Origin of the sequence: Pseudoalteromonas citrea (assembly GCF_000238375.3) — a bacterium.
Lineage (GTDB): Bacteria > Pseudomonadota > Gammaproteobacteria > Enterobacterales > Alteromonadaceae > Pseudoalteromonas > Pseudoalteromonas citrea.
Window position 1 is genome coordinate 348,149 of the sequence record NZ_AHBZ03000027.1, and the last position, 14,116, is coordinate 362,264.

The 14,116-nt window shown below is 41.0% G+C and carries 11 protein-coding genes; 3 read left to right on the forward strand and 8 right to left on the reverse strand.

The window, feature by feature from the left end; genetic code table 11:
- The first annotated feature begins 45 nt into the window (after nt 1-45).
- The gene (locus PCIT_RS19635; RefSeq protein ID WP_010362145.1) at nt 46-2,781 is read left to right on the forward strand and encodes an Ig-like domain-containing protein; all 2,736 of its coding nucleotides are present in this window, start codon (nt 46-48) and stop codon (nt 2,779-2,781) included.
- 158 nt (nt 2,782-2,939) lie between these two features.
- Here the strand turns inward: PCIT_RS19635 and PCIT_RS19640 are convergent, their stop codons facing one another.
- From PCIT_RS19640 to PCIT_RS19650, 3 genes are all read right to left on the reverse strand, one after another.
- The gene (locus PCIT_RS19640; protein ID WP_010362146.1) at nt 2,940-4,943 is read right to left on the reverse strand and encodes a TonB-dependent receptor domain-containing protein; all 2,004 of its coding nucleotides are present in this window, start codon (nt 4,941-4,943) and stop codon (nt 2,940-2,942) included.
- A 90-nt stretch (nt 4,944-5,033) separates the two neighbouring features.
- A complete protein-coding gene (locus tag PCIT_RS19645; protein ID WP_010362147.1) occupies nt 5,034-6,389 on the reverse strand; it encodes a sensor histidine kinase in 1,356 nt (451 codons plus the stop codon).
- Nucleotides 6,382-7,068, reverse strand: coding sequence for a response regulator (locus tag PCIT_RS19650; protein ID WP_010362148.1), 687 nt, complete (start codon nt 7,066-7,068; stop codon nt 6,382-6,384). Before PCIT_RS19650 ends, PCIT_RS19645 begins: the two co-directional genes overlap by 8 nt.
- A 175-nt stretch (nt 7,069-7,243) precedes the next feature.
- On the opposite strand from PCIT_RS19650, the gene PCIT_RS19655 reads away from it, so the two are divergent.
- Entirely contained in the window at nt 7,244-8,317 is a 1,074-nt protein-coding gene (locus PCIT_RS19655) for an SGNH/GDSL hydrolase family protein (RefSeq protein ID WP_010362149.1), read from the forward strand.
- A gap of 69 nt (nt 8,318-8,386) precedes the next feature.
- On the opposite strand, the gene PCIT_RS19660 is transcribed toward PCIT_RS19655, so the two are convergent.
- The 5 genes from PCIT_RS19660 to PCIT_RS19680 form a co-directional block, all read right to left on the reverse strand.
- Nucleotides 8,387-8,842, reverse strand: coding sequence for an NfeD family protein (locus PCIT_RS19660; protein WP_010362150.1), 456 nt, complete (start codon nt 8,840-8,842; stop codon nt 8,387-8,389).
- A 3-nt stretch (nt 8,843-8,845) separates the two neighbouring features.
- Nucleotides 8,846-9,799: an SPFH domain-containing protein gene (locus PCIT_RS19665; RefSeq protein ID WP_010362151.1), complete on the reverse strand. Its 954-nt coding sequence runs from the start codon at nt 9,797-9,799 to the stop codon at nt 8,846-8,848.
- A 185-nt stretch (nt 9,800-9,984) separates the two neighbouring features.
- Nucleotides 9,985-10,170, reverse strand: coding sequence for a hypothetical protein (locus PCIT_RS19670; protein ID WP_010362152.1), 186 nt, complete (start codon nt 10,168-10,170; stop codon nt 9,985-9,987).
- Between the two features lie 243 nt (nt 10,171-10,413).
- The gene (gene nudB / locus PCIT_RS19675; protein WP_010362153.1) at nt 10,414-10,863 is read right to left on the reverse strand and encodes a dihydroneopterin triphosphate diphosphatase; all 450 of its coding nucleotides are present in this window, start codon (nt 10,861-10,863) and stop codon (nt 10,414-10,416) included.
- Between the two features lie 379 nt (nt 10,864-11,242).
- Nucleotides 11,243-11,401: a hypothetical protein gene (locus PCIT_RS19680; protein ID WP_157592864.1), complete on the reverse strand. Its 159-nt coding sequence runs from the start codon at nt 11,399-11,401 to the stop codon at nt 11,243-11,245.
- Between the two features lie 230 nt (nt 11,402-11,631).
- Here PCIT_RS19680 and PCIT_RS19685 point away from each other — a divergent pair, with 230 nt between their 5' ends.
- Nucleotides 11,632-14,103 carry an InlB B-repeat-containing protein gene (locus PCIT_RS19685; protein ID WP_010362154.1) on the forward strand — a complete coding sequence of 824 codons (2,472 nt, stop codon included), beginning with the start codon at nt 11,632-11,634 and terminating at the stop codon, nt 14,101-14,103.
- Nucleotides 14,104-14,116 lie beyond the last annotated feature (13 nt).

Consider the following 14,116-nt stretch of genomic DNA (forward strand, 5'->3'; position numbering starts at 1 on the left):
GGGCAAGGAGGCCCTTTTAAAAAAACAAAAATTATAGAGATCATTATGTTCAAACTAACCCCACTCGCGCTACTGGTTGCTGCCAGTAGTTTCCCGCTTTATGCCACTCAAGCTACGCAGATACATACAAATGCCGAATTAAAGCAAAAGCTTATGGATGCTTTTTCACCTCAGAAAAACCAGTTTTCTACTCAGGGTAACCATGAAACGTCGTTACAATTTAAAGCGCATCAGCGCTCAGCTGATGGCAAACACATCCGTCGCAGTCAACATTATCGCGGCGTGCGTGTGTACGGTGGTGAAGTTGTCACTCATCATGACGCTGAAAACTATGTAGGCGCATTAAATCATCGCCAAGGCACAATAAAATCTATCAGCGGTAGTGTGGTTGAAAATGCCTATGTTGACGTGGTTGTTCCGAGCTTTGATGAGTCGCATGCGATTGAATATGCACGTCAGAATGTAGCTAATTTACAATTCAGCAATGATGAGCATGCTGAGCTGGTTGTTTATCCGTATAAAGATGGCTTTCGTCTTGCCTATATTGTTACGTTTTATGTAGAAACACTTGACCACCCAACGCGTCCTGAATTTGTAATTGATGCGGGCACGGGTGAAGTGTTAAGTCAAACAGAGACATTGGCACACGCAAAAATCGGCATGGGGCCGGGTGGTAATGAAAAAACAGGCAAATATTATTTTGGTGAGTCAAAAGCCAAATTTAATGCGACCGACTTAGGCAATGGTCACTGTGCTATGCAAGATAGCGATATTCGCGTGATCGACATGGAGCATGGCACAACGAATACGCATACTTTTGAATTCCCTTGTTTTGAAAATACCCACAAAGCCATCAATGGCGCATATTCACCTCTAAATGATGCGGTATTTTATGGCCAAGCAACCATAGATATGTTTCACGAATGGTTTGATAGTCGCGCATTGAATAGTGACTTGGTGATGCGTATTCATTATCGTCAAGACTACCTAAACGCGTTTTGGAATGGTAAAGAGGTCACGTTTGGCGATGGTGACCATCGTGTATACCCATTTACTTCTTTGGGTGTGATTGCTCATGAGGTTGCACACGGTGTGACACATCAAAACTCGAAGCTTGTGTATAGTTCACAATCAGGAGGGGTTAACGAGTCTTTTTCAGATATGACCTCTGAAGCGCTGGAGTGTTACCTGAGCGAACAAGCTGATGGTAGCTGTGTAGTTGACTGGAAAATTGGCGCACGTATTTTTAAAAACCTTGATGCGATGCGTTATTTAGATATGCCAAGTAAAGATGGCCGCTCTATTGATCATGCCAGTGAATACAAAAGTGGTTTAGATGTTCATTACAGCTCTGGGGTGTTTAACCGTGCTTTTTACTTACTCTCTACGACTGAGAACTGGGGTGTGAAAAAAGCCTATGAAGTGATGCTTCATGCCAATAAAAATTACTGGGTTTATAACGGTAATTATGAGTCGCTAGCGTGTGGCGTCACCGATGCCGCAAAAGATTTTGGTTATGATATCCAAGCGGTAGGGGATGCGTTCAGTAAAGTGGGTGTGTTTGCCTGCACCAACAATAAGGCGCCAACCATTGATATTACCAGCCCAGTTAACAACAGCCGCCATATTGTGGGTACTCATATCGAGTTAAAAGCACTCGCAAAAGACGAGTATGGTGAAGTGTCAAAAGTGGTATTCAGCGTAAATGATCAGGTTTATAAAACTCTGACTTCAGCACCTTATACAACACAATTCCAGAGCAACACAAAAGGTGAGTATGTCGTCACAGCAACAGTCACTGATAATGAAGGGTTGACTGTTAATGCACCTGCTGTGGTATTCAACTTAATTAATCCAAGTGATTGCGATACGGCTCAGTGGCGAGCGGGTCAAGTGTATACACAAGGTAATAAAGTGGCCTTTGAAGGGTTTGAATATACCGCTAAATGGTGGAACCGTGACCAAAGTCCTGCGACCAATGCCAATGCATGGGGTGTATGGAAAAAAGGATTAGAGTGTGGTTCAGACTCGGAGCAGCCAAATAAAGCGCCGACTATACGATTTGCAAGCCCAGATACGAATAGTACTGTGACGATAGGCGACAATGTTGCCGTAAATCTAGCGGCAAATGATACCGATGGTCAAGTTGAACAAGTTAATGTCAGTATTAATGGCTCCCTTCTGACCACGTTAAGTACCGCACCTTTTAGCTTTAATTGGCAACCTGAAGCAGCGGGTACGTATCGTTTAAGTGCCGAAGCGGTTGATGATAAGCAGGCAAAGTCAGAACTTGTATCTGTTAACGTGACTGTGAAGGGCGCGGAACCTACGCCAACAGCACCTAGCGTGAGTTTACTTTCACCGCATAATGGCAGTGTATTCGAGCAGGGCAGTACGGTAACCTTGCAAGTAAATGCTTCAGATGCTGATGGAGACTTGCAGCACATTGTCTATTTTGTGAATGGTACACAAATAAAGCGTACTCAGGCACCTTATGCGGCTACGGTAACGGTACCAAGTGTTGGCAATTATAATGTATATGCTGTCGCGACTGATTCTTTAGGCCTTGTGACACAATCTGAAACACACCGTTTTAGCGTTACCGCAAAACCAACAGGCTGTGATACTCCTGCTTGGCAAGCGAGTTCAGTGTACACTGCGGGTAATAAAGTAAGTCATAATGGCTTTAATTACCAAGCAAAGTGGTGGACGCGTAACCAAAACCCGGCGAACTACTCTTCACAATGGAGTGTTTGGAAAAAACTGGATAAATGTAACTAAATTATCCTGATGTAAAATGTGGTATTGACTGGAACAAGCAAACATAAGTTGTTTTAGACAAAGAAAAAGCGCAGTGTCGTAGACACTGCGCTTTTATTAACAACAAGTAGTTTCATTAATTATGACACTTATATTACTTGTTGGTTCAACTTAAAAGATTAAAACTTCCAAACCAGCGTTACCCGTGCATCACGGCCTGGCTCTGCGACACCTGAGTCAATAGAGCCAAGTGCTGCGTATGTAGCGTGATCATAGTAAAACTTATCAAAAATATTCTTGATTGCTGCTTCAACAACTAACGCTTCGCTGCCCATCACATACCAAGTTGCTTGTAAGTCGTGCGCCGCATAGCCTGCTTTTTCTGGTAAAGCACTGTTATCCCATACGTTTACGCCTGAATTGGTTAACCGTTTTACAAAGCGGCTGTTCCAGCTGACTTCTAAATCGTCTGAAATGGCATAATTAATACCGGCTGTTAATGTGTCACCAGAGCTTGTACCTATGGACCAATCTTGGTCGCTAATTGCTGCACCGCTCAGTGCTGGATTAACGTGATTTTCCCATTTAGGCTTACTATGGTTATAGCTTAAACTAATGCTTGCATCGTCAAAGCGGTAACGCGTCTGCAGGTTGAAGCCTCTATTTTCAATATCACCCACATTGGTAAGTAATGTGTGTTCAATGGTTCCGTGGTTTTTTACTGTCGAAACAGCGTCTGTGATCGTTGAGTCAAATACATTACCTGTCACCGTTAAACGGTCGCCTAAATATTTGAAACCCACTTCAAAGTTGTTAGCTTGCTCTTCTTTTAGGTTAACGTCGTTGTCGTAATAGCCTAGTACAAACAGCTCTTTAACCTTTTGACCGCGTAGTGCCTGAGCAAAGCCCGCATTAAGTGAAAATGCTTCAGTAATGGCATAACTCAGATTAATATTTGGGCTAAAACCGTTTGAATTCATGGTTACGCCATTGTCATCAACTAACTCATAGTTATCGTAACGTAACCCTGTACTGATTTGAAACTGGTCAGTAACGTCGATGTAATTTTGCACATAGAGTCCGAACACTTTCCCTTTTTCAAGGCCTTCTGTTTCAGCGTTACTACCTATGTTTTGTAGTTTCGCTTCATCTGAGCGGTAATCGAGACCTGCAACAATTTTGCTATTGCTCAGCTGTGCGGTATTACGTAAATCAAAACCCGTAGAGTCATATACTGCGTGATAGGTATTATTAACACCTTGATGAAGCGGGTGGTCGTGTGTAATAAAGTTTTCAGTGTTAAATACGTTCAGGTGCACATTGAGTAACTCTGCATCTGGGTTGTACGTATAATTTACGGTACTGGTTGTACGCTCACTTTCTTGTGGTAGTGCAAAGTTCTTTCTACTTGGGTGCCAATGTGCACGAAGTAAACGTGTGCCATTGTCTTGGCGCATGTCATAACTGGCTGAAATTGTTTGTGTATCACTCAGTTCACCGGTGATTTTTGCAAACCCGACTTCTTGTTCGGAGGCCGTATAAGGCAAGGTATTACCTCGACCATCTTCCATGTCTTTGGTATCACGCTTTAGGACTGTTACAAGTCCTGACCAATTGTCAGACATATGGCCATAAGCTGTCAGGCTCGCTTTAAAGCCATCGCTATTGCCGTAGTACCCCAGCTTAGCGTTACCGCCAAATTGTTCATCACCAGAAAGTAAGTCACTGGCATCTTTAGTTAGAAAGCGAATAGCGCCCCCTAATGCACCTGAACCCGATGTTGCATCACCGGCACCAGCCACAATATCGACTTGTTTAAGGAGCTCAGGCTCGATGGTCAGTCGACCTTGGTGGTGAAACAAGTAGCCAGCCTGTAGTGCGCCATCTATTGACACGTTTAGCATGGTGTCTTCTAAGCCACGTACATAAATCTTTTGTGCGATGGGGTTTGAACCACCGACAGAAACCTCAGCTTGGCTTCTAAAGATGTCACCTAAGTCATTGGCCTGCAATTGCGCCATTTGAGCTTGACCAATGACTTGGTCTGCATCAGATACTTTTCCATGGACTTCGATGATTTCCATTTCTTCTGACGTGTCGTTTGCCATTGCTGGGGTGCTCATAAGTGCGGCAGTGGATAAAGCCGCCATTGCGATGTAGATAGGAGAGCGAGAGAACTGCATGTGAAATTACCTATTTTGTAAATGCGAATAATTATCAGTGGCGCGTATTATTCATTGTTTATTGGGGAACAGAAAGGACTTTTACAACTGTTACATTTGCACTTGCGAAGAATTAAGTTTAATGATGACGATTAAGCCACCTGAGGGATTATTTTTGGCTGAAATAGCCCCTTGTAGCCTATGTATATGACGTTGACACAGCGCAAGCCCAAGACCAAACCCGGCACTTTTTTGCTTGCTGGTTACCCGATAAAACGGTTTAAATATATCTCGCAATAGATCCTCTGGGACGCCGCACCCATCGTCTGCAATTTCAATATTGCCTGCGGGCGTCATGGTAGTGGTAATTTGTGCATTGGCATAGCGACTGGCATTACGCAATATGTTTTCAATAACTTGGCCTAATACGCGGCTGTTGCTAAAAATAAGGTAACTTTCAGGCGTAGTAGTACTAAATTCAATATGTGGGGCTTCAAACTGTACGTCTTCAATAATACTGTCTATGAGATCAACTAAATCAAACGTGTCTCGCTCTATGGCATGATCTGCGATTGCAGACTCATTTTCTAGCCAAGTTAACGTGAGGGTATCTTCTGCCAGTGTTCGCATGGCGTGACAATCTTTACGTATTCTTTGTAGCATTTTTTGGGGGTTAATTGATTGCTCAGCGCAACTCAATGCGGTTTCTACCCGTGCAATCGGGGTTCTGATCTCATGTGAAAAGTCAGCAATAAATTGCCTTTGGGATTCAATGGTATGCTCTATACAATTTGCCATTTGGTCAAATGTTGCGGCGATTTGTTGAAATTCACCATCAGTACTTGAAATTTTGTCATGTATTCGAGTATCTAATTGTCCGCTAGCAAAGCGTTTAGTGGCTCTTTCTAGCTGCTTTAATGGCTTCATTATGGCGCGGTATATAAGAATGCAGAATCCAGCGAGGAATATAATAGGTAGAATAAACTGAATAGATAAGTAGGTAATTTTCCAATAGTGACCAGGGCGCATATGGGCTGGCAGTTGAATGAGAAAGTGAGTTTTATTATCAGAGAAAGGTACATCCATAATCGGGTTATAATTAAAATATAAGTGGATTTTCCATGAAATATCTCTGCCTAAATAAATGTGTTCACTGAACAATGGGCTCAATGTACCATTGGCTAACGGCGTAACGTGTCGCTCTACGACGGCCGCCCATGTGTTTTCATTGTGTTGTATTGAATTAACATAGTGTTCTAATGCACCTAAGTTACCTGCAAGGTATAGTTTTTCAGCTTGGTCACCATACCCTTGTAACGTTTGCTGGTGCTGCTGCTCAAGTTGGCTCATTTTTATTTCGGTATGATTTGCTAATAAATCAATGAGCCAAAATAAAGATACCGCTCCACCGATTATGAGTAAGCATAAACGCGCAAAAAAAGAGTGTTTTTTTAATCGCTTATGCATTAAACGTATACCCTCTGCCATGTAATGTCGTTATGGATTCTGCGCCCATCCCTGCGGCAATAAGTTTTTTGCGCAGGCGACTGAGGTGCATGTCTAAACTGCGGTCATAGCGGCTAAACTGTCGTTCTAAAACTTGCTGAGACAGATATGGTTTGCTCAGTGCTTGCCCTGCATTTTCCACGAGATGCCAAAGAAGTTTAAATTGTATTGCGGTCATATCAATGGCTTTGTGATTAAACGTTGCTTTAAACTGTTGTTTATCAAGAGATAGGCCGTTGCTTTCAATGAAGAAATTAACCAGAGTCTGTTCTGATTGTTGTGAGCGACGTAATATGGCCTCGACTCGTAACACCAGCTCTTCTATATTGAATGGCTTAGGAAGATAATCATCTGCGCCCATGCTCAGTCCTTTTATTCTGTCTTGCTCAGCACCAGACGCTGAGAGTATGAGTACCGGGGTTTGTTTGCATTTTCGTAATTGGCATAAGACATCATAGCCTTCTAGTAATGGAAGCCTTATATCTAGAATAATTAGCTGGTAATTGTATGCTAGTGCCTGTGTTAAGCCTTGTTCACCATCATGGACACAGGTCACAGAGAACCCCTTATTTTCAAGTAATGCACAAACTTGCTGGTTTAATTGCGGGTCGTCTTCAACGACTAAAATGGGCGCAGACACAATATATGCCCTTATTCTAAATAATAATGATTGTATTTTACGTCCATTATTTGGGCTCAATCAATAACACTTTTGCGCTTTATGAAATTTAAAAAAAATCAAGTAGCATGAGCTTGCGAATAGTTCATGTAAAAACTACGTTAAATAGTTCCGAATAAAATAAAGGAACAACAACATGTATAAGGTAATCTTAAGTTTACTCGCGTTAGGGGGAGCAGTGTGTACCCAAGCGCAAACGTTAAAAGCAACTGATCATGGTATTCAGTATGAAGGACGCATCATAAAAAACTATACAGATGGACAAATACAGTTTAACTGGCCTGGTAGTTACTTTAAAACACGGCTTATAGGTCGTAGCTTATCAGTCGTATTAACTGGTTATGGTGATCAATTTGATGTGTTGGTTGACGGAAAGCTGCATAAGAAAATCGTGACACAATACGCAGAAGAGCCTGAAACGTATGTGCTATTCCAACAAGAAAAAAGTAAAGAAGTGCTCATTGAAGTTGTAAAAAGAACCGAGAATTACGACAAGTTTGCCACTATTCACAGTTTTGATGTTGATGGTAGATTAGAAGGGGTTTGGCAAAATCAAAAACATATTTTGTATATTGGTGACTCAATCAGTGCTGGGTTTGGCAGTGAATCAAATAAACGGCAATGTACATGGAGTGAAGTGGTTGAGACCAGTAATGCGAGGTTGGCATTTCCCTACGTGTCTTCAAACGCTCTTGAAAGCAGTTTTACGCAGGTGTCTTTTTCAGGTCTAGGGTTGATCCGAAACTGGAATGGCAATCAGGACCACCACGATTTAGCTTATTATTATGATAGGGCGGGTGGGGTATTCAATAGCACAGAGGACTATCAAGATACTTACCCCGATCTCATTGTTATTGGAGTAGGTACAAATGATTTCAGTACTGACCCTCAGCCTCATGAGCCCTGGCAAAATATAGAAGAAGTACAGCACGCATGGGTTGATGAAATGGTGAGTTTTGTTGGTAAATTGCGCAATCGTTACCCAGAACGACCCATTGTTTTTATGCCACGACCAGCATATCCCTATGACTTTATCATTCCATCTACAGAGCAAGCGATTAAACGCTTACAACTGCAAGGGGAGTCAAAGTTATATACGCATACTTTCTATTCGGAGTTAAAAGGATGTATCTGGCACCCTACTGCGCAGGAGCACCAGCAAATAGCAGATAAGTTGGTCGGATTTATTAAACACAATAAGTTGCTATAAAACCATTAATGAAAAACGCATAAATATAATGCGGCAATCTGCCGCATTTCTAATCGCGAAGTCGTCTCTTTAGTGAATGGCTTCAACCCATAATACGCCGACTTCCTTTTTGACTACTTTGACCGCAGTCCCTTTTTCAATTGGGTTTAGTGATTTTAACTGCCATTGAATACCAGAGTAAGCATGTTGCACAGTGTTGTCCTCACTTAAATGGTCAGTAAGCGTAAACTCTATATCAGCAAAGTCACTGTTGATCTCTTTTGACTCAACGTTATTTTGCATGCGTTTAAGTGGTTTCCACAATAATAAGGCAAGAGTGAAGGTTAGCACGGCGTTGATCCAGAGCGCATTAAGCCAACTAGCTTCAATCAGCCCTGCGTACATCATACCGCCGGAAAATACCAAAGATAAACCTAAAAACAACAAGACAAACGTTGCAAAACCTAATATTACCACTTCAATAATAAGTGCTAATAAGCCGACTATAACGAGCGTTTGAGCAATGTTATCGACAATATATCCCATAGTTTACCCCTTTTGTTTACTATTGAGGCTGTTAATAATTGACATTCCTTGGGCTACAAGGGAGCTTGCATCAGTGCCGCTATCGGGTAAAAGCACTACGGATGACTCTTTAGCAATGGCTTCTTTTGCAGCAATCGCTTTAGTCGCCAAGTCTAGCTGTATGGCTTTTTGGCCTTGTACCGTGTCAGCTGCTTCACCGACTTTACGCAGTGCGTCTGCTTGCGCATCTGCAACAGCAATAATGGCTTGAGCTTCACCTTCGGCATTAAGAATTTGTTCGGTTTTATCTGCTTCAGCAGCTAATACTTGTGCTTGCTTTTTACCTTCAGCAACATTGATTGCTGACTGCCTATCGCCTTCTGATTCTAATATTTGTGCACGTTTTACACGTTCAGCCTTCATTTGTGCTTCCATTGCTTCCATTACTGATTGAGGAGGAACAATGTCTTTTATCTCATAGCGAAGTACTTGGATCCCCCAAGGATCAGATGCTGAATTAATAGCCGTCACAATATTGGTATTGAGTACATCCCTTTCTTCAAAGGTTTTATCGAGTTCCATTTTACCGAGCTCACTACGCATGGTGGTTTGCGCGAGCTGAGTGACGGCAAAGATATAATCATCTACACCGTAAGTGGCTTTATATGGGTCTAAGACCCGAAAGTAGAGCACGCCATCAACAATCAGTGAAATATTGTCTTTGGTAATAGCTGATTGAGATGGAACGTCAACAGCTTGTTCTTTTAAACTTCTATCAGCAGAAATACGATCAATGAAGGGGACGATAAAGTTAAGGCCCGCTTCTTTTGTCGATTGATATTTACCAAATCGTTCAACGACCCACGCTTTATTTTGTGGGACGAATTTAATACCACTTTTTAGCACTATGATAACAAAAATGAGCAACACCACTTCAATGTTGAACAGGAGGTTAAGTATTTCTGTGACTGGATCCATAATGTTCCCTTATATGTTCTCGAGCATATGTTCAGTTTAAAGTTAAATTGTGACCGAACGTGAGGCATAGCTGAGAGTGTAAGTTACCATTGGCGGTTTAAAACGCCAACTTTAGTTGTGTTGGATAGTGGTTTCGGATTATGTAATTAGCGTAGGGCATTATTTGTGTAAATGCCCTACGAATTTTAGTTTTGTGCGTTAGCTGTGCAAATAGATGGGCGAGAGTTCTCGGAGTTTATGAAAGCTTCTGTACACAAAGTAGGACCCGAATGTTGACCGGCGCCAGCAATCAACATTGTTACTTCTTGCGGTAATTGTGTCTTATCGTTGGTGAGTGTTTTTATATTTTTTTTATTTAAAGATAACTTCATAGATCAGTCCTTAATATCGGTAATGAATATATATTGATATCGCAGATTGTTGCCTAAGGCAAGGAAATTAAGTGTTGTTCATTAATCTGTATAGTAATCGTTCTAGGAGAAGGAAAATAGCATGATCTTTTTGGGGAGTATATATTCGATATTTTTACTGCGCTTTTGTTCATGTTCTGTATATATGAGCACGGTAGCTGTATTCAAGTACGACACACAGTGCGGCGAAAGCCCTAACAGCCGCTAGTTTTTAGGGCTGCACGAAATTTCTAAAATTTCTTGCTTGTTGCTCTCGGACCAAGCCAGCGCGGCGGCCTTGGATTGTGGTAACCATTGGAAATCAGTATGTTCGTTTGGGTCGAGTACAACTTGAGTTGTCGCAGGCACACAGATACTAAAAACATGCTCTGTATTAAGTGTTGCACTACTAATATATCGATGTCTCCAGCATTGCCTTATTTCATAACTATTGGTCTTGTTATGGTTGTGGATTTTTATTCCAAGGTTAACAGCATCAATTCCGGTTTCTTCTTTCAGTTCTCTATATGCGGTTTGTATCGGGGTCTCTAGGTCATCAATTCCACCAGTGACGGATTGCCAAAAACTTGCGTCATCGGTGCGGCGAATAAGTAGAAATTCATTGTTAGTATTATAGATAACAACTAAAACAGAGAAAGGTTTTCTTAGGGACATATCACGATATACCGTATAAAAATTTATAGTAGTTTACCGTAAAAACTGCTGTTATAAATGACATTATTGAAGCATATTGAGAAAATGTCATTAATACAGTGGTTGATAAAAAAAGGCAGGCCATAGGCCTGCCAAACATAACTACACCAATTAAAAGTGTGCTAAGGAAGATAAAAACAAGCCAACCTCCTTGTTGACCAAAACTGTGCTAAATAACGTACATAAAGTGCCTAGTGGAGTAAAGCCTCTCAATGTGAAATACATGCTAAATTAATATGTTTCATTTGTAAATATAAATGGTGTTTTTTTTGCTTTTTTGCTTTTATTTTACGCTATTGTACAGTTTTCCTTCATTTTGACTAACCGGCTTGTTTGTTTTTTACGCTTTATCATATTGTTTTGAGATGTTTTTTTGTTCTGTCATGAGTTCTTTTGTAGGATTATTTAAAATATCGCACTGGTTGGCTTTTTGTAAATTCTTTCTGGTGTTTATTACCACGTTTATATATTGGTTTGGCTGTTGGGTTAACGCCTCCATTATTTTTCCATATTTACTTTATATCCTATGATCTGTAACGCAGCGTGAATACGCGCATTACTTTTCCTATAGTATGTAGGTTCATGGATGAACCTTTTTGCTTTTTCCTCACTTTCTATTGTTCATCTATCATTCAAGTTGACTCATAAATAATACTTCAGCACAATATGGGTACCTAAATGGTCTACGGGACTAGGGTGTTTTAGGAAAAATTATAAAAGGAAATTATTATGTTTATGAATACCTGCAATAAATTGCTTATTGCGGCAGCTCTTGTATTTGCTTATCAGGCAAGTGCCGTCGAAGCACAGCCTTCAGCATTATGTGAACCCACGATAGAAACTGCGCAAAGCGCATTTGATGTTGTTTATAAAAATAAAAAAAATACGTTTAGCGAAGCCGTAAGTAGGAGTATTTATAAGTGCCAACAAGCAAAATTGGGCCAGTCCTCTTTTTCGCTTGATAAGCAAGTAAATACACTAGATAGCGCCCCACCTGAATTGAGAGGATTTAGCCTTTCTGCTCATAATGTAAACCTTGATAATGGCAGTGTTACATTAACTTTTACTGTACAAGCTTACGACCTGAGTGGGTTGCATTCAGTGATAGTTGGTATTGGTGCGCCTAATATCAGCTACCCTTTTCCTGCACCTCGAAATAGAGTGAAGCTTGAAAACTGGCTAGAAACCGCAGAGGAAAATGTTTATGAGGCATCTGGCTCAATTACATTGTCACCCTCACACATAGAAGCGGGTAAGTGGAGCGCGGTTATGCTTTTCCTGCGCGATACCACAGGTCGTTATATTCCGGGATATAGGGCTGAGACGCTAGAGGCTAAAGGATTTAATCCATATTTAGTCGTTGAAAACAATACTGTTTTAGATAAAAAAGCACCAGAACTAAGGAGTCTAATATTTTCTTCAAATTCGTTTGATGTGAGTAGTGAAAAGCAAACACTCACAGGCGTAGTCGAACTATACGACATAAATGAAGTGAAATCGGCGACATTACGCCTATCACCACCAGAAGGGTTAAGTTCATCACTGACTAAATTGGCAGAGTTTGAAAACATTCGTTTATCAAATGAAGAAAATGTTTATCAAGCGGATGTAAAACTGGTACTCGATAATACAGATGCCCCAGGGGTATGGTTGGCCGGTTTACACGTGAGTGATGATAAGCTAAACAGTACCGGCGCTATCACGAGTAACGTAGTGCGTAATGCAGGCTATAATCCTGATATTGAAATAATCAACACAGTCGATGTTGATTTGTTACCACCAGAACTGCGCGCTGTCGATGTGTCGGAAAATGATATAGCTGTCATTTCAGGGGAAAAGGATATAATAGTAAGCGTATTAGCGTACGACCCTTCAGGCATAAATAAAGGAGATATCAGTTTGATATCTCCGACTGGAGAGAGCGGTTTGAATAAGAAAGCGTCAATTGAGGACTGGCAATCAACAGCGCAAGATGGCGTTTATTCAGCGCAAGCTAGATTCTCATTCAACGCCGAAGACCCTGCTGGAGACTGGCATATAAAAGTGCATTCTATTATTGATAAAAATGACAACCAGTTTGATTCATCGGAAATCAACCAGCTTATTGAACAAGGCATTAATCCGTATATATTGGTAAATGTAGAAGAGCAAGAAAAACGCGATTATATACTCAGTACAAGACTAGATAACATTGACCTCGAAACGAGCAGTAGCGCGACGGTAGAGTTATTTATTCAAGAGGGTAATGGCCATACACTGCCAAGAACAATGACCGTTTTAGCTAAAGGCGCTACTAATGTGTCGGCTTTATATAAAGGGATTGGCGGCACGGAGAGTGTAAATTGTACAGGTAAGAATTTGTTGTTGACGTGTGATTTAGCGATACCTGCAGATCAAACTGAATTTAGCATAAGCTATACGCTTGAATCGACTGATAAAGCGACAGATGATAGCGTACAATTTACGCTTATAACCGACGATGCAGAAGCTAATTTAACCAACAATAAAGCAAATATTACTGTAAACGTATTGGAGCCAATTTATTACCAGGTAGAATTTCTTGATTGGGACGGCCGGATTGTGGCCCAACAACAAGTTAAAGCAGGTGAAAGTGCCAAGCCTGTTGAAGTTTTACTAGAACGAGTAGGTTACACATTTACTGGCTGGGATAAGGCGTTAACTAATATTACCAGTGATACATCTATCACTGCCCAATATGAAGTTAATCGTTATATGGTTAAGTTTATAAATTGGGATGGCACTGTGCTATCGCAAAATATGGTCGCTCATGGAAGTTCTGCAGTTCCCCCTTTATCGGTGCCTGTACCTGAAGGGCAAGCATTTACAGGTTGGGACGTTAATTATGAACATATATCTTCTAACGTCGAAATTACCGCAATGATTGAAATCAAAACTTATAATGTAGAATTTAAAGATTGGGATGGTACAACAATTTCAACAGCACTTGTTGAGCATGGTACTGCGGCGGAAGCACCAGGTACACCGGTCAGAGAAGGATACACATTTTTAAGATGGGATAAAGCGTACGACTCTATAATGCAAGAGGAAGTCATTACAGCACAATATTCTCAAAACATTGAGGTGGATATCCCTAAAATTGATACAGGCTCTCACAGTGGTGCCTTCGGAGTATTCTCATTATTTTTTGGACTGATGCTTTTATTTAGGCGCAAGATTTAGCAACACACAGGTT